Source organism: Ensifer sp. Root127, from assembly GCF_001425225.1.
Taxonomy (GTDB): Bacteria; Pseudomonadota; Alphaproteobacteria; order Rhizobiales; family Rhizobiaceae; genus Ensifer; species Ensifer canadensis.
On sequence record NZ_LMDX01000051.1, the window covers coordinates 92,075 to 115,988 of the forward strand.

Here is a 23,914-nt window from a genome sequence, read left to right on the forward strand (position 1 = left end):
ACAGCGCCCGAAAGGCGCTGTCGCTCCATTGCATAATTTTCGCCTCGACTCGTTTCCGACCTAAGGACGTATGCAGCAGGAAGGCGGATCAATCCGCGTATCGGGTGGTGAATTCCGGATTGCCGCGCAAGGTGTTGCTAACGGTGCAGATTTCGTTTTCGGCGGCCTCGGCAATCGCATGCCGCGTCGCCTCATCGAAGTCACCCTTGATGTCGAACAGAATGTCGAATTTGGCGATGCGTGACGGTTCGTCATGCGCCTTCTCGCCCGTTACCTTGGCGCTGACTTCAGTCAGCCGGTCGAGGACGCCAAATCGGCTGGCGGCTATGCGGGCGCTCAATACCAGGCAGCTGGCGAGCGAAGCATAGAGCAGGTCAAGCGGTCCGTAGCCCGGCTGCGACGGGCCCGTCACGATATCCAGTTCGCCGCCGGTAACCGAAGTCACGTGCGGAAAGCCGGTCCTGCCCACCACTGCCGTGGCGCCTGTTTCTCGCGTCCTTACCTTCACGTCTGCCATTTTACTCGCCTTCTCCAATGTTCGCAGAAACGGGTTCAGCCACTACGCAGAAGTCCCGATTCGGCCGTGGTGCCGTGGGCCACTACAGCGCCGCGCGTCTTTTCAGACGCGCAAAGGTCGCTGTAGCACTTTGAATTATTGCATGTTTTTGTCCTTAAATCGGATGCGATTTAAGGAAACATGCGGTAGTGGCCCACGGCTCTGATATGTCCGCGCCCAGTCGCTGGCGCAAGTGAGCGCGCACAGGAATCAGTTCTTCTTGACGAGGCGGTAGAAGACGAAGTCGGAGGTGGCGCCGTTGACGTAACCTTCGACCTTGTCCTTCATCGCAACCTGAGTTGCGGCCTGGAACATGATCACGATCGGTGACGTTTCCTGCACCTTGCGCTGCAGATCGACATAGAGCGCCGAACGCTTGGCCGGATCGGCTTCCTTCAACGCAGCTTTCGTCGCTTCGTTGAGCTCTGCCGGGACTGCCCAGCCGTTACGCCATGTGGTCGTCGACTGATACTTGTCGTCCGCATTGTCTTCGTTATAGGCGAAGGCCTTGGCGTTCGAGTGCGGGTCCATGAAATCAGGGCCCCAATAGAGCAGCATGGCCTCATGCGTACGGGCACGGTACTTGGTGATGACCTGGCTGCCGGTTCCCGGGATGATGTCGAAGTTGATGCCGGCTTCGGCGAAGGAAGCCTGCAGCGACTGTGCCATGTCGGTGAACGGCGTCGAGTTGATAACATCGAGCGTCACCTTGATCGGCGTCTGGATGCCGGCATCGGCAAGGATCTTCTTCGCCTTTTCGACATCGTAGGTATAAGGCGTCTCGTCAAGCGAGCCCGGGAAGCCCTTCGGCCAGAAGGCCTGGTGGACCTCCATCTGGCCCTTCAGGAAGCTGTCAGTCATGCCCTTGTAGTCGACGAGATAACGGGCTGCTTCCCAGACGGCTGGCGGCTGCAGGGCTGCGGCCTTCTGGTTGAACGACAGGAAGTGGACGGCCGCCTGTGGGTAGGATTCGACCTTCATGCCGCTCTTGGCCCCAAGGCTTGCGACCTGGTCGGGCGTCAGGTTCTTCGCCATGTCGACGTCGCCGGTTTCAAGCATCAGCTGCTGGGTTGCGGCTTCCGCAACGTGACGGATGATCACGCCCTTGATGGCCGGAGCGCCGCCGAAATAGTTCGGGTTGCTCTGCAGGTTCAGAAGTTCCCCGGCGCGGAAAGCCTTGAGCACGAACGGGCCGGAACCGGCCGAGTTCGCCTTGAGCCAGGCATTGCCGTAGTCGCCGTCGGCTTCGTTCGCCTTGACGGCTTCCGCGTCGACGACCGAGGCCGGACGTGCCGCCAGAACGTTGAGTACGAACGCCGACGAGAAGTCGCCTTCATACTTGATCGTGACCTTGTTGCCGTCGGCAGTCACCATCTTGTCGATATTTTCAGGTGTCCAGCCGAGCTGCGTCAGGATGAAGGCAGGCGCCTTGTTGAGCGCGACGACGCGCTTGAAGGAGTAGACAACATCTTCGCCACGCAGCGGGTTGCCGGAGGAGAAGGTGACGCCATCTCGCAGGGTGAAGGTGATCGTCTTTGCCGCATCGTCGGCGGTCCATTCGCTGGCAAGACCAGGCGAAAGCTTCAGGACGTCGGGCGCATCATATTGCACCAAACGGTCATAGGTCTGCGTCACATATTCGCCGGACGAAAACTCGTAGGCTTCGGCCGGATCGATGCTGACGATATCGTCGATGTTCTGGGCAACCACCAGCACTTCGGCCGGGGTCTCCGCCAAAGCTGCCGGAGCCACGCTCAGCATAAGGGATGCCGCGAAAACCGCGGCCTTGAACATTCTCATCATCGCTCTCCTATTTTCGATGAGGTTTGGTTTTTGTTGTCGTCGCCGGCTTGGGGGTTGCCTGAGGCATACCGGTCTCGTTGGGCAAGGGTGTACGGGATCGGAACAGAGGCAGGGTGCCGGTCCAGATCAGCCGGACGGGCCGATCCGTCTTGTTCCACCAGTAGTGTGGCTGGATACCCCGAAAATGCAGGCCGTCGCCGGGGGTAAGTGTGGTCTCGTCGTCATCGAGACCGAACAGGATTTCGCCCTGCAGGACGTACACCAGTTCCTCGCCCTCATGGCTGAACACCTCCGAGCGGTGTCCGGCGGGGATGGTGATGACGAAGCTGGATAGCTGGTTCCCGGCAAAGTCCGCACCGATCCGCTCATAGGACACCGGCGAGCCGCCGACGGAAAAGACCATGCGCTCGCTGGCGCGTGACAGACCGGTATCGATCGCCGGTGCCAGGATGAAGTGGTTGAGCTCGGCGTTCAGCCCCTGGGCGATCTGCGCAAGCGTGCCGAGGGAAGGCATGGCGAGATCGCGCTCGATCTGGCTGAGATAGCCAACCGATACCCCCGCAGCATCGCTCAGCGCCTGCAGCGTCATATGCATCTGCCGCCGGCGCGCACGCAACAGCGCGCCGATCCGCGGCTGGCCCGCAGTCGCGGCCCTGGCGGATGCGGTCTCTGCATCCTCAGATGGCACGGTCACAATGGATTCTCCTCACCAGTAAAATTTTTTTGATTTAAGCAAACTTATTTATATACTCCAAGCGAATTCTTGCGCTATCGACAGCCGCGACCGCAAGCGAACGAGGGATGGAATCGCCACGTGGCAAACAACAACACGACTACAGCGCCCGCGCCGACGCGCCGCGCCGGGGCACAAAGCCCGGGCAGACGGCGCCTTTTTTCGCTGCTTGGCTTTCTCGTCACGCTTGGCGTGACCTTCATCGGGCTGCTCGCAATCACCTTCTTCATCGGCCGCATCGTGCCGATCGACCCAGTGCTCGCCGTCGTCGGCGACCGTGCCCCCGTCGCCGTCTATGAGCGCGTCCGCGAGGAAATGGGTCTCGATCGACCGCTGGCCGCCCAGTTCGTCAGCTATGTCGGCGATGTGGTCACCGGCAACTTCGGCACGGCAGTATCAACCGGCAAGCCGGTGATCGAGGATCTCGCCCGGGTCTTCCCGGCGACGCTGGAGATGGCGACGCTCGGCATCATCCTCGGCGTACTGATCGGCGTGCCGCTCGGCGTCGTCGCCGCAAGCCGCCGCGGCTCCTGGCTCGATCAGGGCATCCGCGTCGTCGGCCTGCTCGGTTATTCGGTGCCGGCCTTCTGGCTCGGCCTCGTCGGGCTCGCCGTCTTCTACGCGAAGCTGAAATGGGTCGGCGGCCCTGGTCGGGTCGATATCTTCTACGACGGCGTCGTCACCCCGATCACCGGCCTTATCCTCGTCGACAGCATCATCGCCGGCGACTGGGAGATCTTCCGCAACGCGGTCTGGCATCTCATCCTGCCGGCGTCCTGCCTCGGCTTCTTCTCGCTTGCCTATATCGCCCGCATGACACGGTCCTTCATGCTCGATCAGTTGAGCCAAGAATATGTGACGACGGCGCGGGTCAAGGGCGTTCCGGAACGGCTCGTGATCTGGCGCCATGCCTTCCGCCCGATCCGCGTGCCGCTGATCACCGTCATAGGGCTTTCCTATGCCGGCCTGCTCGAAGGCTCCGTGATGATCGAGACGATCTTTTCGTGGCCCGGCATCGGCAACTACCTGACCGTCGCCCTGCTCAACGCCGACATGGCGGCCGTCCTCGGCTCGACCCTGGTGATCGGCGCGGTCTTCATCGGCATCAACAAGATATCGGACGTGCTCTATCGCGTGCTCGATCCGCGTGCGCGCTAGGGAGAAGCGGACATGACAACACTTCGCGACTGGCTGATCGACGACAGCCCCGCCTCGCCGATGCAAGCGCGCCTTGGCAGGTTCTACCGGATTTTCGGCGCGCTGATGCACAATCCGCTCGCCGTGGTCGGCGCGATCATCATCCTGGTGCTCGTGTTGACCGCACTGTTCGCACCCTGGATCGCGACGCATGATCCGCTTCGCCAGGCACTCGGCGAGCGCCTGCTGCCGCCAAGTGCCGAGCATTGGATGGGAACCGACGAACTCGGCCGCGATATCTGGTCGCGCGTCGTCTATGGTGCACGTATCACGCTGGCGATCGTGACGCTGGTTGCCGTGCTTGCAGCACCTGCCGGCCTGGTGATCGGTGTTGCAGCCGGCTATTTCGGCGGATGGGTCGACCGCATCCTCATGGGCATCACCGACATTTTCCTGTCGCTGCCCAAGCTGATCCTGGCGCTTGCCTTTGTCGCGGCTCTCGGGCCGGGCATCGAAAACGCGATCATCGCCATCGCCATAACGTCGTGGCCCGGCTACGCCCGCGTCGCCCGTGCCGAGACGATGACCTTCAAGAACTCGGAATTCATCTCGGCCGTGCGCCTGCTCGGTGCGTCGAGCCTTCGGGTCAATCTTGGTCACGTCCTGCCGCTCTGCACATCGTCGATGATCGTGCGCGTCACGCTCGATATGGCGGGCATCATCCTGACGGCAGCCGGTCTCGGCTTTATCGGGCTGGGCGCCCAGCCGCCGCTTCCCGAATGGGGTGCGATGATCTCGCGCGGCCGTTCCTTCATTCTCGACCAGTGGTGGGTGGCAACCATGCCAGGCTTTGCCATCATCCTCGTCAGCCTCGGCTTCTGCTTCCTTGGAGACGGTCTGCGCGATGTGCTCGATCCGAAGAGCGGGGAGCAACGCTGATGAACCCGCTTCTCGAAATCGAAAACCTGCGCGTCACCTTCCCGACGCCGCGCGGCGACCTTGAGGTCGTCCGTGGCCTCTCCTTCACGCTCGGCCGCGAACGCCTTGGGATCGTCGGCGAGAGCGGTTCGGGAAAGTCGATGACCGGCCGCTCGATCCTGAAACTGGTGCGCGCACCGGGCCGGGTAACGGCAGACAAGCTGACCTTCGACGGCATCGACCTGCTGACACGCTCCGAACGGCAGATGCGCCCGATCCGCGGCGCCCGCATCTCGATGGTGATGCAGGACCCGAAGTTCTCGCTGAACCCGGTGATGACGATCGGCGAACAGATCGCCGAGGCCTTGCTGACGCATCAGCGTATGCCGCGCCGCGAAGTGAACAACCGCGTTCTGACCATGCTGGAATCGGTCCGGATCGCCGACCCGGAGCGCGTTGCGAAACTTTACCCGCACGAAGTTTCCGGCGGCATGGGCCAGCGCGTCATGATCGCAATGATGCTGATCCCGGAACCCGACCTCCTGATCGCCGACGAACCGACTTCGGCGCTCGACGTCTCGGTGCAGGCACAGGTCCTCGACATCATCGACGAACTGGTCAAGCGCAAGGGCATGGGCCTGATCTTCATCAGCCACGACCTCAACCTTGTTTCGAGCTACTGCGACCGGATCCTGGTGATGAACACCGGCGAGGTCGTGGAAGAGTGCAAGGCGGGCGAATTGATGAATGCCAAACACCCCTATACCCGTGGTCTGATCGCTTCGATCCCGCGTCTCGACGAAACCCGGACCGAGCTTCCCGTGCTCGACCGCAGCGCATGGGCAAAGAAATGACGGCGCTTTCCCTCAAGAACCTCGACATCTTCTACGGCGACGCGCACATCACGCACGACGTCAATCTCGAGATTGCCGATGGCGAAAGCTTTGCGCTCGTCGGCGAGAGCGGCTCGGGCAAGTCGACGGTGCTGAAGGCAATCGCCGGCCTGGCTCCCGAGTGGACCGGCGAAATCAACGTCTTCGGCAAACCGCGCAGCCACGGCATCGACCGGGCCTTCTCCCGTCAGTGCCAGATGGTGTTTCAGGATCCCTACGGCTCGCTGCATCCGCGCAAGACCGTCGATGCCACGCTCGGCGAAGCGCTGACCATTCACGGCATCGGCGATCGCAGTGCCCGTATCGAAGAGGTGATGTCCGCCGTTGGCCTCGACCGGAAATTCCGCTTCCGCTTTCCGCACCAGCTCTCCGGCGGCCAGCGCCAGCGTGTCGCCATTGCGCGTGCACTGATGTTGAAGCCGAAGGTGCTGTTGCTCGATGAGCCTACCTCGGCACTCGACGTGTCGGTACAGGCGGAAATCCTGAACCTGCTCAAGCGTTTGCGGCAGGAACAGAACCTGACTTTCCTCATGGTCACCCACAACCTTCCAGTCGTTTCCTTCCTTTGCGACCGGCTGGCAGTGATGCGGCAGGGCCGCATCGTCGAAGTGGCCGATGTCGCCGACCTCAAGCGTGGCGACCTCAAGGACCCCTATTCGCGCGAACTGATGCACATCAGCGCAGCGCACGCGAACTAATCAACATTCCAAGGACTTATGATGAACAGTGAACAGATCGCTGCCGCGTTGACTGAATTCGACGCGGCGATTGCCAAGGACATCGACGCGGACGCCGTATGGGGCGCGCTTCAGACGCTTTGCCGCCAGGTGATCGGCGCCAAGCTCTTCACGATCATGACCGTCGACATGGTCAACGAAGTCGCCCGTCGCGCCTATACATCGCATCCGGAGGAATACCCGACCTCCGGCACCAAGCCGATCCGCTACGACAGCTGGTTCGACATCGTGCACAAGGCGCATCAGACCTTCGTCGCCAATACGATTGTCGACATCTCCAAGGTATTCGGCGACCACGAAACGATCTGGGCACTCGGCTGCGGATCGGTCGCCAACATCCCCGTCGTTGTCGGTGGCGAACTGCTCGGAACCGTCAACTGCCTCGACGTCGAACATCATTACACGCCCGAGCGCGTTGCCCTGTCGAAGCATCTGGAACTGCCGGCCAAGCTGGCTTTCCTTGCCGCCGCTCGCTCGGCCAAGAACTGACATGTCGTGGCCGGGGGCATCGATTGCCCTCGGCCACGCCTTTGCCTCAGCGACCGATCGCCATGCCGGTCTGCTTCAGGAAGAAGTGCATCTTCTGCGTCTCGATCGGGACCTCGATCGTGTCGTCCGGCCTGACCCGCGATGCCGCGTGGATCTGTGCGGTGAACGCTGCCTGACCGACCTTGCCGAGCGCCAGTGTGTGCGGCCCCAGGGGCTCGATATCGCGTACCTGCACGGAGAGCTTCGGCGCATCGACGTCCGACGCCATCGTGTGCTCCGGGCGAATGCCAAGCACGACGGCCTGACCGATGAAAGCGCCGAGTTTCTCGGCTCGTGTGTCTGGTATCCTGGCTGCGATGCCACCATCCGCCTTGAACCATAGCCCGCCGTCGCCGCGCTCGAGCGTTCCCTCGACGAAATTCATGCTCGGCGCGCCGATGAATGCCGCGACGAACAGATTGCTCGGCGCCTCGTAGAGGGTGATCGGATCGGCGGCCTGTTCGATGCGTCCCTGATTCATGACGACGACGCGGTCGGCCATGGTCATGGCCTCGACCTGATCGTGGGTCACGTAGACGGCAGTCGTCTGAAGACGTCGATGCAACAGCTTGATTTCCGTGCGCATTTCAATGCGCAGCTTGGCGTCGAGGTTCGACAGCGGTTCATCGAACAGGAAAACATCGGGCTGGCGGACGATCGCGCGACCGATGGCGACGCGCTGGCGCTGGCCACCGGAAAGGGCGCTCGGCTTGCGATTGAGGTAGGCGCCGAGATTGAGAATACGGGCCGCCTCGGCGACGGATTTTTCGATGTCGGCCTTCGAAGTGCCCCGCACCTTCATGCCGTAGCCGATGTTCTCGGCCACCGTCATATGCGGGTAGAGCGCGTAATTCTGGAACACCATCGAGCAATTGCGCAGGCCCGGGCGTAAATCGGTGACGTCACGCTCGCCGATCCGCACCGTGCCCGAAGATGCCGTCTCAAGGCCGGCAATCATGCGCAGGGTGGTCGTCTTGCCGCAACCGGACGGCCCGACGAGAACGACGAACTCCCGGTCGGCGATTTCAAGATCGAGCGGCGGGATGACGGTGATGTTACCGAAGGACTTGGTGATCTGCTCCAACCGGACCTGGGACATGCTGACGCCTTTTCTGCTGACGATAGCCGGCGCGAAAAGCGACCGGGATACTGCATAATCCCTCAAATCGACATCGATCTGAGGAGAACTTTATGCAGCAGGTTTCAAGCGCCACAGCGTCTTTAGTGCGCCATATCTGACGCGCGGCGCTGTAGCGTAGCTGCAACCGGGACGGTGCGCCCCGGCCGCAGATATCGAGAAACCCGCCCCGGTCACTTCGGAGCGGGCGCTGGCTCATCCTATTTCTGTGGCAGGCCCATCGATGCGCGATAGGCAGCAAGCTGCTTGTCACGACCGAATTCGTCCGTCAGCTTGTTCCACTGCTCAGCGACGCTATCAAGCGCCTGTTGCGGTGTGACTTCGCCGGCAAGTGCCTTGGAAAGTTCGATTTCAAGCACTTCGGTGTAGGAGAAATAGCCCGGCAAACGCATGTCGAGCGCGATGTTCTTCGCGGTCACCGCCTCCTTCTGCGCGCCCAGGTACTCCTTGGCTTCACGCTCGGAGAAGATCTTCGACCAGAGATCGACATTGGTCGTGTGGGAGATGCGATAGGGATTGACGCCGGTACCGCCGGTGATCGCCGCCTGGCCGGAGACGGCAGGGCTCGACAGATACTGAATGTAGTTCCAGGCCGCTTCCTGCTTGGTCGACGATGCGGGTACCGCCGCCTGCCAGCCGCCGAACGCCATGAAGGAGGTCTGCACGACGTGGTCGAACTTGTCCCACTTCTTGGTCTTGTAGTTCCAGACCTCGTCCGAACCCGGCAAGGACGCCGAGCCGACATTGCCTGCCACCTTCGACTGCTTCGGGTCGGCGCCGATAACGCCGGTATCGCCCCAGCCGATCGACTCGGCAACCTGGCCGCCGGCAAACGCCGCGTTCACTTCGCCGAAAGAGAAGTTCAGGGCATTCGGCGGAGCGAGCTTCGAGGCGCGGATATATTCCTCGAGGCCGCGGACCCAGCCGGGATTGTTGACCTGCGCATCCATCGTGTCCGGATCGAAGAACATGCCGCCTGGATTGTCGGGATGGCTGGTGTAGCCGGCAACGTGGCTGAAGAGGAACCAGAACTGCTGGCCGCCGCGGCGGAAGGCTTCGGCCGTTCCCCACAGGTTGTTGGAGGGCTGGTTGAAATATTCGGCGATGTCGAGATACTGCTTCCAGGTCTTCGGCGGCGCCAGATCGTAGCCGTATTTCGCCTTGAAGGCCTTCTGGTTGTCGGCATTCTCGAACAGGTCGATACGATAGCTGTAAGTATGGGCGTCACCATCCATCGTCTGTGACAGGATCTTGCCGTTCCAGACCATCAACTGTTCGCGATAGACCGGTGCGATATCCTCCCAGTCGGCGCCTTTCTGCATGTCGGCGGGCATTTCCGACAGGAAATCGGTAAAGTCCGGCGCCCAAGCCGGCGCAAAGGCGATGACGTCAAAGGCATCTTCGCCCGATGTCAACGACGTAACGATTTTCGGATAGAGTTCCGACCACGGAAACTCGACCACCTTTACCTTGCCGCAGGTCTTTTCCTCCCAACCCTTGGCCGCAAGTTGCAGCGCGGACGCGATATAAGGCCCGGTCTGCGTGGTCGCCGTCAGTTCGACGCCGGAATAATCGGGGTCGCAGGCGAGTGCCGTGCCGGTGCTTGCCATGGCAAGGACACCCAGCGACGCTGATGTCAGTAGCAGTTTCCTCATTCTTTCCTCCCTTGAATGAATTCTTGCCGAAAAACAGGTCGTTATTTGATCGCCCCCAGCAGCAGACCGGAGCGCATGAGCCGGCTCAACAGCCCGGCCATGACCATCATCGGAATGATCGCCACCAGCGCGGCGGCGGAGATTGCCCACCACTCGTCGCCGCGCTGGCTGTTCTGACCAGCCACGAGGATCGGCAGCGTCTGCCATCTCGAATTGGTCAGGAACAGCGCGAACAGGAACTCGTTCCAGACGAAGGCTAGCGTGATCATGAAAGTCGCGATCAACCCCGGCTTCGACATCGGCAGAACGATGCCGAAGAAAATCCGCCAGGACGGAACGTTGTCGACCATGGCCGCCTCTTCGACTTCGACTGGCAGCGCTTCGAAGAAATCGCGCATCAGCCAGATGACGATCGGCAGCGAGAAGGCGACATAGGCGAAGGTCAGGCCGATATAGCTATCGACCAGCTTGAAGCCGAGCTTGCCCATTTCGGTGTACATCAGATAGAGCGCGAAGGCGGCAACGATTGGCGGGAACATGCGCTGGCTGACGAACCAGAAGACGATGTCGTTGTTGCCGAGTTCAGGCCCCGGCAACCGGAAGCGACTTGAGAACACCGCCAGCGCCAAGGCGGCGATGAAGGCGTAGATCAGCGAGATCCCCTGCCCGAAGCCGAGCACATTGCGACCGAGCAGGAAGCCGCCGAAGGCGATGACGACGAAGATTAGGGCGGAGGCCAGCCGGAAGCGGAAGGTAAAGCGCACCAGCGCATAAGCTGCCATCGCGCCGATGCCTGTCGCGAGGACAGACGCTGAAAGGCCGATGATCGTCGAGGCCAGGAAGGTGTTGTAGAACTGGCCACGCTGGCCGGACAGAAGTTCGCGCCAGGCCGTGAGGCTCGGCTCGAAATCGACGAAGGGCAGATAGGTCGGCCCGCCGACGACGGCGATCGGCGTCTTGAACGACGTGATCAGGACCCAATAGAGCGGGAAGAAAGTAATGGCGAGCCAGATGAGGCAACCGCCGAGCGCGACCCAACGCCGTTTCCCCTTGAGGGTGCGCACGCTCATTTGTGCTTCTCCAGATACGGCTTGAGGATGGCGAGATAGACGAGGCCGATCACCGTGATGACGATCAGGAACAGAAACGACAGCGCCGAGGTGTAGCCGAGATTGAATTTCTTGAAGCCCTCCTGATAGGCAAAGAGCGTCAGCGTTTCGGTCGAGATTCCAGGCCCGCCGCCCGTCATCACGAAGACCGTGTCGATAATCTTGTAGCTTTCGATCAGCCGGATGAAGACGACAGCAACAGAGATCGGCAGCAGCATCGGAAAGGTGATGTCGCGGAACTGTTGCCAGGGTGTCGCGTTCTCCAGCGCCGCGGCCTCGTAGACGTCATCGGGCAGCGTCTGCAGCCCGGCCAGCAGCATCAGAATGACAAAAGGCGTCCATTGCCAGACCTCGACGGCGATAATCGACCCGAGCGCCCAACTCGTCTGCGTCAGGAACGGCAAATTGGGAAAACCGAGAGCACTCATCAACTCGTTGAGCGGACCCATCGTCGGATTGAGAACCTGACGGGCGATCAGCGCCACAGCAACCGGGGCCACCAGCATCGGCAATAGAAAGCTGACGCGAAAGATGCCCTCGCCCGGCACACGGGAATTAAGCGCAAGCGCGACGGAAAGGCCGATCACATATTGCAGGCCGACGGAGATGAACGCGATCAGCGTGGTCGTGCCCGCAACATGCCAGAAGCGTGGGTTCTGTAAGAGATCCGCATAGTTGCCAAAACCGACGAAACGCGCCGGCATCGGCGGCACCAGACGCATGCTCATGAAACTGGTGGTCAGCGAATAGATCAACGGAAAGATGGAAATCACCAGGACGATGATGAGAGCCGGCCAGATGAAAAAGTGCTTGATCGGGTCGTTGCGCGTGGTCATGCGGCCGCCCCTCGCCCAAGTAGAGCCTCTATCTCCGCAAGGGTCGGCATGGCAGGTGCTGTGCCGCGGCGGGTAACCGAGATCCCGGCCGTCGCGCAGCCGAAGCGTGCTGCCTCAACCGGGGCCAATCCCCGCGCCAGTGCCGCCGAGAACCCGCCGACGAAGGCATCGCCCGCACCGGTCGTGTCGATAACCGCGCCGCTTGCCATCGCCGGGACGAAAACGGACTGGCTCTCACTGTGGAGAAGGACGCCCCGTTCGCCGAGAGTGATCAACGCGGACTTTGCGCCCTTCTTCAGAAGGGCGTCACCTGCCCGCCGCGCATCGTCGGCCGTGGCAAGAGCAAATCCGACCAGCGCTGCCGCTTCGGTCTCGTTCGGCACGATGTAATCGCAAAGCGGGTAGATCGCATCCGGGAAGGGTTCCGCCGGCGCCGGATTGAAGACGGTGACGACACCTGCCGCATGTGCGATTTCGAGCGCTCGCTGGGCGGCAGCCGCAGGCTGCTCCAGCTGCGTGACGAAGATGCGCGATCCTTCGATCGTTTCTCGCGCCGCCTCGACATCGTCGATACCGATCGACCCGGCCGCACCGGGATAGACGATGATCGCGTTCTCGCCATTCTGGTCGTTGACGTAGATGAAGGCCGCACCGGTCGGAAGGTCGTCCATCTGGACGATCTTGGGTGTCACGCCTGCCTCGGCATAGGTACGAAGCGCCATCTCGCCGAAGGTATCGCGCCCGATTTTCGAGATGAAGGAAACCTGACTGCCCGCCCGCGCTGCGGCGACGGCCTGGTTCGACCCCTTGCCACCCGGCCCGACCGAAAAGCCGCTGCCGGTAATCGTTTCGCCGACAACGGGCATGCGCCGCGCCAGATAGGCCGTATCGGCCACGAAGATCCCCAGGATCGAAACACCAACCTTCATTCCTGCCTCCCCTGGTCAGGCCGCGACGAAGGACGAAGCGGAGATCCAGCTAAATTTCACAACTTCAAGATCTTACGACGATCAGCTCAGGCGGCTGATGCTTAGGCTAACGTATGGTCAGCTAGGCCGTTTCCGGTGGAATGACGCCCTTGGTGAAAAGGAAGCAGCCATAGAAGCGCGTCTCGCCGGTGGTTATGACGCAATAGGCCTTCTTGGCTTCCTCATAAAACGCAAAGCGTTCGATGCCGTACATCGGCGCAGGCTTGCCCTCGGCGCGGTCGATTTCGGCCTGGACCTCCTGTTGCACGCCGGGAATTTCCGTCGGCGCCCCCATGATCTCCATGCGCCCGGCCGAAGGCTGCAACGGCGTGTCGAGCGGCAATACCGACAGGACCGCCTTCACGGCGCGTGCAGCAGATACGTTGTCGATCCGCAAAAGCTTGCCGAGCGTGGTCTGCCTGGCGATCGCATCGGATGGGAAATTGGTGTCGGAGATGACCAGTGTATCACCGTGCCCCATGGAACGAAGCGCGTGCAGAACATCGGCATTGAGCGCCGGGTCCAGATTTTTCAGCATAGACAACCCTCCTCCAGACGCCCGCTCGCATGCTCCCGAGTGGCGTGAAACTGCGTGCCGCCATGTCGGCGCCACGCTCTCCCAAATCTAACCATGCAACGTTGCAGTCGCTGCATTCTCGAGCCGGCTCCCCCCGCCCCGAGATGGGGATCCCTTACTCGCCGTAAGGGATCCAGATGTTTTTGACGTCGGTGGCGCGGCGCAGATAGGCTTGTCCTTCTGCGGAGCGATCGAACCAGTCGGTCGCCTTGCCATTGTCGACAAAGGTCCGCTTCAGGTTCCCTGCCGAGAGCTTTTCGACCATTGTCGAAAGCTCCTGCGTGCCGAAGGCCCAGAGCGCGTCGACGTCGTTGTGGCTTGCCAGCGTTTTTGCCAGCTCCATCGCCGAGCCCGTGACGATGTTGATGACCCCCGCCGGAACATCGGACGTCTCGAGGATCGAGTAGAAGTCCGTCGCTGCCAACGGGTGCTGTTCGCTTGGAACCGCAACGACGCGGTTGCCGGTAGCGATCAACGGTGCCACCAGACTGATGAAGCCGAGCAGCGGCGCTTCCGTCGGGCAGACGACACCGACGACACCGATCGCTTCGGGCATGGCAAGCGCGACGCCGCGCAGCGGCGGCTGATGGACCACGCCCTCGTATTTGTCGGCCCAGGCGCCGTAGCTGAAGAGCCGAGAGATCGAAGCCTCGACCTCTGCCTTCGCGTTGGCTGCCGAGGCGCCGGTCATCGCGACGATACGGTCTGCAAATTCATCCGCCCGGCCGCTCAGGTTTTCGGCGACGTAATAGAGGATCTGTGCACGATTATGCGACGTCGCCGACGCCCAGCCGGAGGCCGCATGCGCCGCAACGACGGCGTTGCGGATATCCTTGCGGTTGCCCTCACCGACCTCGCCGAGCACTTTGCCCTTCGGCGAAAGGACAGGGCGCGAATAGTTGCCATCCGGGCGCGCCTGCTTGCCGCCGATGAAAAGCTTGGCCGTGCGATCGAGCGACGGCAGCGAGAAATCGCCGGACGCCTGCTTCAACACCGGTTCTGCCGGTGCTGCACGCAGCTTGCGACCGACCCAGGCCTTGGGCTTCAGATATTCGTAGCAGCCTTCGCGGCCGCCCTCGCGGCCGAAGCCGGATTCACGCTTGCCGCCAAAACCGGCCGCAGCGTCAAAGAGATTGGTGGCATTGACCCAGACGACGCCGGCCGCAAGCTTGGCTGCGACGTTCAGCGCCAGGCCGATCGTTTCGCTCCAAACGCTTGCGGCCAGGCCGTAGCGCGAATGGTTGGCGAGCTGGATTGCCTCCTCCGGCGTGCGGAAGGTCATCGACACGGCGACGGGTCCGAAGATTTCCTCGGTCGCGACGATCGAAGTCGGCTGCACGTTGGTGAGCAAGGTCGGCGGATAGAAGCTGCCGCCCTTCGGCAGCTCGATCTTCGGCTGGTGAAGCTTCGCGCCTTCGGCGACGCCCTTGGCGACCAGGCTCTCGATGCGCTGCAACTGCACCGGCGCAACAATCGCCGCCATATCGATCGCCTTGTCGAGCGGATGGCCGACGCGCAGGGTCTGCATGCGCCGCGTCAGGCGCTCGTAAAAGAGCGGAGCGACGCCTTCCTGCACCAGAAGTCGGGAACCGGCACAGCAGACCTGGCCCTGGTTGAACCAGATCGCGTCTACCACACCTTCAACGGCGCCATCGATATCAGCGTCGTCAAAAACAATGAAAGGCGACTTGCCGCCGAGCTCAAGCGTCAGCGATTTGCCGGTACCAGCCGTCTTTTCGCGGATCAGGCGGCCGACCTCCGTCGAGCCGGTGAAGGCGATCTTGTCGATATCCGCATGCTCGACGATCAGCGCGCCTGTTTCGCCTTCGCCGGTCACGACGTTCAGCACGCCGGCAGGCAGTCCGGCTGCAGCGGCAAGTTCCGCGAAAAGCAAGGCCGTCAGCGGCGTGAACTCGGCCGGCTTGAGGATGACCGTGTTGCCCAGCGCCAGGGCCGGCGCGACCTTCCAGGCGAGCATCAGGAACGGAAAATTCCACGGGATGACCTGACCGACGACGCCAACCGGCACCTGATCGGCAAACTCGGTTTCCTGCAGCTGCGCCCAGCCGGCGTGGTGGTAGAAGTGGCGGGCGGCCAGCGGAATGTCGATGTCGCGCGTTTCACGGATCGGCTTGCCGTTGTCGATCGCCTCGACCACCGCGATCAACCGCGCATGGCGCTGGATCATGCGGGCAAGGGCATAGAGGTGGCGGGCACGTGCATGGCCCGGCAGCTTGGCCCAGGACCCTTGCGCCTTTCGTGCCGCCGCGACCGCGTCGTCCACGTCCTTGGCGCTACCCAGGGCGACCTTTGCCAGAAGAGCGCCGGTTGCGGGTTCAAAGGTTTCGAAGGCCTTGCCGGAGGAAGACGCGACAAAAGCACCGTTGATGAAGTGGCCGAACTCGCCTTTGTGGCGCGCCAGCCACTGGCGAGCTTCGGTGTCGGCTTCCGGTGCGGGACCATAGGACATTTCGTCAAAATACCTTGCGACTGTCATCGGGATCATCCAATCGGGTGTCGGTTGAGGGCCGAGTAGGCGCCGGTCACGTGATGCTCCAGCTGGCGTTCGATATCGCCGAGGAGGCTCGATGCGCCGACGCGGAAAAGGTCCGGCTCCAGCCACTCACGACCGAGTTCGTCCTTCATCAGGAACTGGTAGTTGAGGATATCCTTGGCGGCCGAGATGCCGCCGGCCGGCTTGTAGCCCACCTTGATGCCGGTGCGTTCCTGATAGGCGCGGATCATGCGCAGCATCACCAGCGTCACCAGAAGGGTGGCGTTGACGCCTTCCTTGCCGGTGGAGGTCTTGATGAAATCGGCGCCCGCCATCATGCAGACGAGCGAAGCGCGGGCCACATTGCGCAGCGTCTTCAGGTCGCCGGTCGCCAGGATCGCCTTGACATGCGCATCGCCGCAGGCGGCGCGGAAGTCGCGCATCTCGTCATAGAGAGCCTGCCAATTGCCGGTCAGCACATGCTCGCGGGTAATGACGATGTCGATTTCCTTGGCGCCATCGGCAACCGAAGCCTCGATCTCGCGCAGCTTGACGTCATGCGGAATGAGGCCGGCAGGAAAACCGGTGGAGACGGCGGCAACCGGAATGCCCGAACCTTCAAGCGCGTCGACGGCGGTCGAAACGAAACGATGATAGACGCAGACGGCGCCGGTGGTGATACCGCGACTGCCCATGCCAAGCGCATCGAGAATGTCCTGGCGAACCGGCTGGCGCGCCTTGGCACAGAGCCGCTTGACGCGTTCGGTCGTGTCGTCGCCGTTGAGCGTCGTCAGGTCGATGCAGGTCACGGCCTTCAGCAGCCAGGCGGCCTGCGCGTCCTTCTTCACCGTCCGGCGACCAGGCAGCGTCGAGACGCGTCGTTCGGCAGCCGAAAGGTTGACACGCTGGTCGACAACCCAGCCGAGATCAAGCTCCATGCCATCGTTGCGCGGCCAGTTATGGCCAGCGGCCACAGGTGCCACGGCTTTCGCGGCCACATTCTTCACAGCAAGGTCTTCCAAGCGATTGCTCCTCGAACTCCCTGACATCGCGGCACGATAGCACGGCTGTTACCCGTGTCGGCGGCGATTCTCATTTTGTTATTTTTCTATCGTATTTTTGTTAGCATTCCACCAGAAACGCGACGTGTCAAGCGACCTATCGCGTTTCGGTGAAATGCTGCCATTTTTTGGCGAGGTCTCAGATCACCGGAATGCGCGTGTCGCCGTCCTCGGTGATCACCGAACGAAAGACGTTCATCGGTGCAAAGAATGCGGGCTTCAGCTTGCCGATCTTGCTCAGGTCGACAACGAGGTGGCTTTCGCGCGCGAGCGAGATCACCTTCTGCTTCACCGCCACCTCATGAAAATGCACGCAGGTTGCACCACGTCCCGGGTCCACGCCTGCGGCCGAGAGAAAGGCGACATTGATCCCAAGCAAATCGAGCGTTTCCAGCCCAGAATTCCCCGAGAACGACGCCGAGGCCGGATGATAGACACCGCCGAGCATGACGATGCGGACATTGGGTTTTCGCGTCAGCCTGTCAGCAACATTTAACGAGTAACAGACTGCAGTAATTGAATAATTGTCCGGAATGAGATCGACCAGATACTCGAGCGTCGTACCGCAATCGATAAAGATGGTTTCGTCCGGACGAATGTGCTGCGCCGCATGGACACAGGCCTCGCGTTTTGCCGCTGCATGACTGTCGGCCTCGCGCGCCAGCTCATAGGGCATATCGCCATCGATCTCGCCCGCAGGCACGATGTGGCCGCCGAGGAAGGTGAATTGCCCGGGATTATCGGCGACATCCCGCCGGATGGTCATCTCGGAAACCCCGAGCAAGGCAGCGGCATCGCGCAGATGAAGAACGCGACGGCCGGAGAGCGCGTCGGCGAGTTGAATGATGCGGGCTGTCTTGCGGCTGGCCATAATCGTTCCGTCTGTCCGGTCGTTCGAGCCAAAACATCACAGCAGAGATGGCCGAACACAATTTGTGACAATTATCACAAAGTGTCGTTATTCGGCAAGTAACTTCACACGACCCGGCAAAAGCAGACGACGGAGACCGCAATGCAAGCCTCCGTCGTCGAAAATTGTCGCTTTGAGAATGCCGACGGCGGTAGATCAAAGAAACCCGCCGCCGCTTTTCGCTCGGCTAGCTGGCGATCGGCGCGGTACGCGCTGCCAGCCACGCTGCGGTCTCCGGATCGAACACCCCTTCCATGGTCTTGGCTACACGCCAATGGTAGGTGTCGATCCACTGCCGCTCAGTTTCGCTCAGCAGGCTGATATCCGCGAGCCGCAGATCGATCGGCACCAACGTCAGGCTGCGGAAGCTCATGAAACCATCGCCGTCGTCGATCACTTCCACCTGGTTCTCGATGCGGATGCCGTATTCCCCAGCCTTGTAATAGCCAGGCTCGATGGTCGTCACCATGCCCGGCCGCAATTCGATCTCGTTGACGCGCCGGTCGAAACGCTGCGGCTGCTCGTGCACCGACAGGAAGTGGCCGACACCGTGACCGGTGCCATGATCATAGTCGAGCCCGAGGTCCCAAAGCGGCCGGCGCGCGAAGGCGTCGAGGTGATGGCCGTAGGTCCCCTTCGGGAATTTGAGCGAGACCATGGAGATCAGCCCCTTGAGGACCGCCGTATAGGTGCGGCGCACTTCATCGCTGACAGCTCCGATCGCGGTCGTGCGCGTCGCGTCCGTCGTGCCGGTAAAATACTGCCCACCTGAATCGAGCAGATAGATGCCTTGCGAGGTGATCGGCGCATCGCTCTTGGCGCTGGCCGCATAGTGGCACATGGCGGCATGGCCGGCGGCCGCCGAGATCGAGCGGAAGCTCGGCTCGACGAAGGTCTCCTCCATCTGCCGAAGGGCGAGAATACGATCCTCCGCCTCCAGTTCGGTCACCGGGCGCCCGTCCTTCTCGCGCTTGGCCGCATTGGCCTCCAGCCATGCGAAGAACCTGATCCACGCAGCACCATCATGGCGATGGCAATCGCGAAAGCCCTGGAGTTCAACGGGATTCTTCAGCATCTTGGCAAGCGTGATCGGGCTGCGCAAAAGGCGCACGCTGCCGCCAGCCTCGCGCGTCGCATGGGCGACCGCCGATGGGGCAAAGCCGGCATCGACGAGCGCCACCCGCCCGGCGGCAGCGGTCCGGACGCGGTCGAGCAACACCTCCGGCTCGGACATCGTCACGCCGTCGAGTTCGAAGTCCGAGAGGTCATTGGGCAGCTTGCGGTGGTCGACGAGCCATTCGACCCGGCCGTCCCTGTCGGCGATCATGAAGGATTGCGGCATTGGGTTGAACGCTATGTCACGGCCGCGAACATTCAGGAACCAGGCGATGTTGTCGGGCTGCGCCTCGATCAGCACGTCGGCGCCTTGCTCCGCCAGCATCTGGCCAATGCGGCGCTTCTTGTCGGCGACGCTTTCGCCGGCATAGTCGCGCGACAGGGCCATCACGTTGCCAAGCGGGCGTTCGGGCTGGTCCGACCAGATCGCATCGACGAGATCATCGGTTACGGCGACCCACTCGGCGCCAGCGGCGACAACCGATTGGCCGCAATCCATGTCCCAGGTCGACGGCAGCAGCATCGAATTGAAGCCGACGCGTTCGCCCTTGCGCAGGTTCTTCCGCAGCCAGTCCTTGAGCGGTGCGTCGTAGAAATGCTCGATGGCGAAGCTGTCGGCATCAATCTCTTGGCGAACCTGCACCTGATAGCGACCGTCGACGAAGATTGCCGCGCGGTCGCGCATGACGATCGCAACGCCGGCAGAACCGGTGAAGCCGGTGACAAAAGCGAGCCTGTTGTCATGGGGCGCACAATACTCGCCCTGATGTTCGTCGAACCGCGGGACGACGTAGCCGTCCAGCCCCTGCTCGTCGAGTTTGCGGCGCAGGGCCTCGATCCGGCCGGAAGCCTCCAGCCTGTCTTTCGATGTCATGTGGTCTTTCCCTATTGACTATTTGTCTTCACGCGCCGCCGATCGTTTCGGCGAAGTGACAGGCGGTCATGCCGTTGCCGACCGGCCGCAGTGCCGGCTTTTCCCGGCGGCAAAGCTCGGTTGCGTGCGGGCAGCGGACGTGGAAGGGGCAGCCGGGCGGAATGTCGAGCGGGCTCGGCAACTCACCCGACAGGGCTGGCGCCCTGCGCCGCTCCGTCGGGTCGAGCGACGGGGCCGCGGCCAGCAGGGCTTGCGAGTACGGGTGCATCGGCTTGGAAAACAGCGCCTCCGACGGCCCGATCTCGACGATGGCGCCGAGATAGATCACCGCCACGCGATGGGAGACATGGCGCACCAGCCTGAGGTCATGGGCAACAAAGAGCACCGTCAGCCCCAGATTGTCCTGCAGTTCCAGCAGCAGATTGACGACCTGCGCCTGAACGGACACGTCGAGCGCGGAGACGAGCTCATCGGCAACAAGGCAGGTCGGCTCCAGCGAGAGTGCCCGCGCGATGCCGATGCGTTGGCGCTGGCCGCCGGAAAACTCGTGCGGATACTTGTCGGCTGCGCCATCAGGCAGCCGCACAAGGTCGAGCAGTTCGTCGACACGGCGGTCGACGCCGGCGCCCTCGCGCATGCGATGGACAGTGATCGCCTCGCGCAGAGTATCGCGCACGGTCATGCGCGGATTGAGCGAGGTATAGGGATCCTGGAACATCATCTGGACGCGCTTGTTGTAGCCGCGTCGCCTGGCGCCCTTGAGGTCGATGACACTCTCGCCTTCGAAACGGATATCGCCCGATGTCGGCCGGTGAAGACCGGCGATACAGCGCGCAAGCGTCGACTTGCCGCAACCGGACTCGCCGACGATCCCCAGCGTTTCGGCCGGCATCACGTCGAGATCGACGCCGTTGAGCGCTGAGACGACCTGCCGCGGCCGACCGGCAAGCGTATCCGACAGCGAGCGACGCTTCTCGAACCGCATGAAAAGGTCGCGGATGGAAAGTAGCGGCGTGGCCGCTTCTTGCATCGATTGGCTCATTGCGCCGCCTCCCGTGCGCTGAAATGAACGAGGGCTTCCTCGCGGTGGTGGCAGGCGACCTGGCGCAGCCGTCCGATCGCTTCGAGGCTCGGGCGAACATCCCGGCATTCCGGCCCGGCCACGGGACAGCGTGCCGTAAACGCGCAACCGGCCGGCAAGGCGTTGAGTGACGGCGGTGCTCCGGGGATGGAATAGAGCGGCGTGCGTGGTGCGACATCGCGCGGGATAGAGCGCAGAAGTCCCAGGGAATAGGGATGCCGGGCGTCGCCGATGACATCAGCCGTCGGTCCTGTCTCGCAAAGACGGCCGCCATACATCACCACTACACGATCGCAGGTCTCCGCCACCACGCCCATGTCGTGGGTGACGAGGATCACGGCCATGCCGAGGTCGCGGCTGAGCGCCTGAATGAGCCGTAGGATCTGATCCTGGATGGTCACGTCCAGCGCCGTCGTCGGCTCATCGGCCAGCAGCAGCTTCGGGTTGGACGCAAGGGCGATGGCGATCATCACCCGTTGCCGCATACCGCCGGAAAACTCGTGCGGGTAATCGCCGAGCCTGTTGCGCGCCGCGGGAATGCCGACCATGTCGAGCAGTTCGATCGCGCGCGCCTTTCTGGCTTTCCCATCCAGATCGGTATGGGCGGCAAGGTTTTCCGATATCTGCAAACCGACGGTCAACAACGGGTTCAGTGACGACATCGGCTCCTGAAAGATCATCGCGATCTCGCGTCCACGCACCCGTCTGAGCGCGCCCTCGTCGAGCGGCACCAGATCCCGGCCCTTCCAGAGGATTTCGCCGCCGACGCGGCCGCGTGGCCGCACGATGCCGAGGATCGAGCGCAAGGTGATGCTCTTGCCCGAGCCGGATTCGCCGACAAGCCCAAGGATCTCCCCCGCCCGCACCTGAAACGAAACATCGTCGACGGCAACAAGAGGGCGCTCTGGCAGGCCGAATTCCGTGCGCAGATGCCGGACGTCCAGAACCGTTTCTTTCTCGAGTTGGTTCATGTCAGCGCCCTTTCGGTCGAAGCAGATCGGCCAGCGCGTCGCCGACGAGGCTGAAGCCGAGGCCGGTGAGCACGATGGCGATGCCCGGCATCAGGCTCATCCACCAGGCTGTCAGCAGGAAGTTGCGGCCTTCGGCGATCAACACGCCCCATTCGGCCGCCGGTGGCTGTGCGCCCAGGCCGAGATAGCCGAGCGAAGAGCCGAGCAGGATGGCGAGCGCCATATCGGTCATCCAGTAGACGATGATCGGCGAGATCGCGTTGGGAAGCAGATGCCGGAAGATGATGCGTCGGTCGGAATAACCGAGCACGCGGCCGGCCGCGGCATAATCATTGGCCTTTTGCGCCATGATCTCGGCCCGCGTGAGACGGGCGTAGTACACCCAGTTCACCGCGGTGATCGCCACATACATGTTGACGAGGCCAGGCCCGAGCACCGCGACGATGGCGATGACCAGAACGAGGAAGGGAAAGGTGATGATCGCATCGACGCAGCGGCCGAAGATGGTGTCGGCGATGCCACCGTAATAGCCGACGAAAGCTCCGACCGTCATGCCGATCAGAAGTGCGAAGATCGTGGCGAAGAAGGCCATCTGCATGTCGACGCGATAGGCCCAGATGACGCGCGAGAGCACGTCGCGCCCGAAATTGTCGGTGCCGAAGGGATGGGCGAGGCTCGGCCCCTGCTGGATTGCACTCAGGTCGAAGGCAAGCGGATCGTAGGGCGCGAACATCCCAGGGAACAGCGCCAGCGCGATCGACAGCGCGAGGATCGCAAAGCCGATGACGAAGGACGGTCGTAAGAAGGCCCGGCCGAGGAAGGCGCGCACGCGACCCGCCTTACGGATGGGAGATTGCACGACGATACTCATGACTGACGAAGCCTCGGATCGAGCCAGGATTGCACGATGTCCGTCAGCAAGAAGACGACGGAAACCAGCACGGCGAAGGTGAGTGTGAGCCCCTGGATCAGCGGATAGTCACGCGCGAAGATCGCCTCCAGCATCAGCCGGCCGACGCCCGGAACGGCAAAGACGGTCTCGGTGACCAGCGTTCCGCTCATCAGGTTGCCGATGGAAAGGCCGAGCAGCGTCACGGTGGAGACCAGTGCGTTGCGCAGCACATGCCGGGTCATGACGATGCGCCGCGAAAGCCCCTTGGCGCGGGCGAACTGCACGTAGTCGGCATCGAGCACCTCGATCAGCGAGGCCCTGAGATTGCGAAGAATGATGGCCGAGGTGTAAAGCGCGACGCTGAGCGCCGGCAGGATCAGGTGATGAAGATTGTCGAGAAAGCCCGTTCCGTAGCCGCCGACCGGAAACCAGCGCAGCTGGGCTGCGAGGACCGTCAACAGCACGAGGCCGATGTAGAAGACCGGCATGGACAGCCCGACCTGGAAGACGCTGCGGATTGCAACATCGACGGGACCGTTGACCCGCGACGCGGCAAGGAACGCCAGCGGCCCTGCGAGACAGATCGCCAGCAGAACGGAATAGAGCGCCAGGAAGACCGTGGTCGGCAGGCGCGCGAGGATGATCTCGGTCACGGGCGCCTTCAGCATGATCGAACGCCCGAGATCGCCGGTCAGCGTGTTCTTGACGAAGACGAGAAACTGGATCGGCAGCGGCTGATCGAGGCCGAGATTGTGGCGGATCTGCTCAAGTTGCGCGTCCGTTGCCTTGGCTTCGGCCATGGCGATGGCCGGGTCGCCCGGCAGCAGCCGGACGAGCAGGAAGATGAAGATCATCACCAGAAGAAAGGTCGGGATGATCTGCAGCAACCGCGCCAGAAGATAGGATAACGAGGGCATGGATTGAACC

At 62.2% G+C, this 23,914-nt stretch carries 22 protein-coding genes; 5 read left to right on the plus strand and 17 right to left on the minus strand.

All coding sequences use genetic code 11. The features are described from left to right. Positions 1 to 88: 88 nt before the first annotated feature. The 3 genes from ASD03_RS31645 to ASD03_RS31655 form a co-directional block, all read right to left on the minus strand. Positions 89 to 517 (minus strand): OsmC family protein, encoded by a 429-nt coding sequence (locus ASD03_RS31645; protein WP_057218103.1) that lies wholly within the window; start codon positions 515 to 517, stop codon positions 89 to 91. A 249-nt stretch (positions 518 to 766) separates the two neighbouring features. Further along, the gene (locus tag ASD03_RS31650; RefSeq protein ID WP_057218105.1) at positions 767 to 2,356 is read right to left on the minus strand and encodes an ABC transporter substrate-binding protein; all 1,590 of its coding nucleotides are present in this window, start codon (positions 2,354 to 2,356) and stop codon (positions 767 to 769) included. Positions 2,357 to 2,366: 10 nt separating this feature from the next. After that, positions 2,367 to 3,053 carry an XRE family transcriptional regulator gene (locus ASD03_RS31655; RefSeq protein WP_025428633.1) on the minus strand — a complete coding sequence of 229 codons (687 nt, stop codon included), beginning with the start codon at positions 3,051 to 3,053 and terminating at the stop codon, positions 2,367 to 2,369. 204 nt (positions 3,054 to 3,257) lie between these two features. Here ASD03_RS31655 and ASD03_RS31660 point away from each other — a divergent pair, with 204 nt between their 5' ends. From ASD03_RS31660 to ASD03_RS31680, 5 genes are read left to right on the plus strand one after another with little or no spacing between them, the layout of a single operon-like run. Continuing rightward, the gene (locus ASD03_RS31660) at positions 3,258 to 4,250 is read left to right on the plus strand and encodes an ABC transporter permease (protein ID WP_038578191.1); all 993 of its coding nucleotides are present in this window, start codon (positions 3,258 to 3,260) and stop codon (positions 4,248 to 4,250) included. A gap of 12 nt (positions 4,251 to 4,262) precedes the next feature. Further along, positions 4,263 to 5,168 (plus strand): ABC transporter permease, encoded by a 906-nt coding sequence (locus tag ASD03_RS31665; RefSeq protein ID WP_025428631.1) that lies wholly within the window; start codon positions 4,263 to 4,265, stop codon positions 5,166 to 5,168. After that, a complete protein-coding gene (locus ASD03_RS31670; protein ID WP_025428630.1) occupies positions 5,168 to 6,001 on the plus strand; it encodes an ABC transporter ATP-binding protein in 834 nt (277 codons plus the stop codon). Before ASD03_RS31665 ends, ASD03_RS31670 begins: the two co-directional genes overlap by 1 nt. Further along, positions 5,998 to 6,738 (plus strand): ABC transporter ATP-binding protein, encoded by a 741-nt coding sequence (locus tag ASD03_RS31675; protein ID WP_057218107.1) that lies wholly within the window; start codon positions 5,998 to 6,000, stop codon positions 6,736 to 6,738. Before ASD03_RS31670 ends, ASD03_RS31675 begins: the two co-directional genes overlap by 4 nt. Before the next feature lie 21 nt (positions 6,739 to 6,759). Further along, positions 6,760 to 7,266: a GAF domain-containing protein gene (locus ASD03_RS31680; protein ID WP_057218302.1), complete on the plus strand. Its 507-nt coding sequence runs from the start codon at positions 6,760 to 6,762 to the stop codon at positions 7,264 to 7,266. Positions 7,267 to 7,312: 46 nt separating this feature from the next. Here the strand turns inward: ASD03_RS31680 and ugpC are convergent, their stop codons facing one another. The 14 genes from ugpC to ASD03_RS31750 form a co-directional block, all read right to left on the minus strand. After that, positions 7,313 to 8,404 (minus strand): sn-glycerol-3-phosphate ABC transporter ATP-binding protein UgpC, encoded by a 1,092-nt coding sequence (ugpC, locus tag ASD03_RS31685; RefSeq protein WP_025428627.1) that lies wholly within the window; start codon positions 8,402 to 8,404, stop codon positions 7,313 to 7,315. Between the two features lie 239 nt (positions 8,405 to 8,643). After that, positions 8,644 to 10,098, minus strand: coding sequence for an extracellular solute-binding protein (locus ASD03_RS31690; protein ID WP_025428626.1), 1,455 nt, complete (start codon positions 10,096 to 10,098; stop codon positions 8,644 to 8,646). 41 nt (positions 10,099 to 10,139) lie between these two features. Beyond that, positions 10,140 to 11,168, minus strand: coding sequence for a carbohydrate ABC transporter permease (locus tag ASD03_RS31695; protein WP_057218109.1), 1,029 nt, complete (start codon positions 11,166 to 11,168; stop codon positions 10,140 to 10,142). Beyond that, entirely contained in the window at positions 11,165 to 12,043 is an 879-nt protein-coding gene (locus ASD03_RS31700; protein ID WP_057218111.1) for a sugar ABC transporter permease, read from the minus strand. The genes ASD03_RS31695 and ASD03_RS31700 overlap by 4 nt, the downstream gene beginning before the upstream one ends. Next, positions 12,040 to 12,972, minus strand: a complete 933-nt coding sequence (gene rbsK, locus ASD03_RS31705; protein ID WP_025428623.1) for a ribokinase — start codon at positions 12,970 to 12,972, stop codon at positions 12,040 to 12,042. The genes ASD03_RS31700 and rbsK overlap by 4 nt, the downstream gene beginning before the upstream one ends. Before the next feature lie 121 nt (positions 12,973 to 13,093). Further along, entirely contained in the window at positions 13,094 to 13,549 is a 456-nt protein-coding gene (locus ASD03_RS31710) for an RbsD/FucU family protein (protein ID WP_025428622.1), read from the minus strand. A 154-nt stretch (positions 13,550 to 13,703) separates the two neighbouring features. Then, positions 13,704 to 16,085, minus strand: a complete 2,382-nt coding sequence (locus tag ASD03_RS31715) for an aldehyde dehydrogenase family protein (RefSeq protein WP_057218113.1) — start codon at positions 16,083 to 16,085, stop codon at positions 13,704 to 13,706. A 5-nt stretch (positions 16,086 to 16,090) separates the two neighbouring features. Next, entirely contained in the window at positions 16,091 to 17,104 is a 1,014-nt protein-coding gene (deoC, locus tag ASD03_RS31720) for a deoxyribose-phosphate aldolase (RefSeq protein WP_025428620.1), read from the minus strand. A 178-nt stretch (positions 17,105 to 17,282) separates the two neighbouring features. After that, positions 17,283 to 18,014 carry a DeoR family transcriptional regulator gene (locus tag ASD03_RS31725; RefSeq protein ID WP_038577837.1) on the minus strand — a complete coding sequence of 244 codons (732 nt, stop codon included), beginning with the start codon at positions 18,012 to 18,014 and terminating at the stop codon, positions 17,283 to 17,285. 226 nt (positions 18,015 to 18,240) lie between these two features. Further along, positions 18,241 to 20,043, minus strand: coding sequence for an aminopeptidase P family protein (locus tag ASD03_RS31730; protein ID WP_025428619.1), 1,803 nt, complete (start codon positions 20,041 to 20,043; stop codon positions 18,241 to 18,243). Between the two features lie 28 nt (positions 20,044 to 20,071). After that, positions 20,072 to 21,085 (minus strand): oligopeptide/dipeptide ABC transporter ATP-binding protein, encoded by a 1,014-nt coding sequence (locus tag ASD03_RS31735; protein ID WP_082523801.1) that lies wholly within the window; start codon positions 21,083 to 21,085, stop codon positions 20,072 to 20,074. After that, the gene (locus ASD03_RS31740) at positions 21,082 to 22,095 is read right to left on the minus strand and encodes an ABC transporter ATP-binding protein (RefSeq protein WP_057218115.1); all 1,014 of its coding nucleotides are present in this window, start codon (positions 22,093 to 22,095) and stop codon (positions 21,082 to 21,084) included. Before ASD03_RS31740 ends, ASD03_RS31735 begins: the two co-directional genes overlap by 4 nt. Position 22,096: 1 nt before the next feature. After that, a complete protein-coding gene (locus ASD03_RS31745; protein ID WP_025428616.1) occupies positions 22,097 to 22,966 on the minus strand; it encodes an ABC transporter permease in 870 nt (289 codons plus the stop codon). Beyond that, positions 22,963 to 23,904, minus strand: coding sequence for an ABC transporter permease (locus ASD03_RS31750; protein WP_025428615.1), 942 nt, complete (start codon positions 23,902 to 23,904; stop codon positions 22,963 to 22,965). The genes ASD03_RS31745 and ASD03_RS31750 overlap by 4 nt, the downstream gene beginning before the upstream one ends. Positions 23,905 to 23,914: the final 10 nt, after the last annotated feature.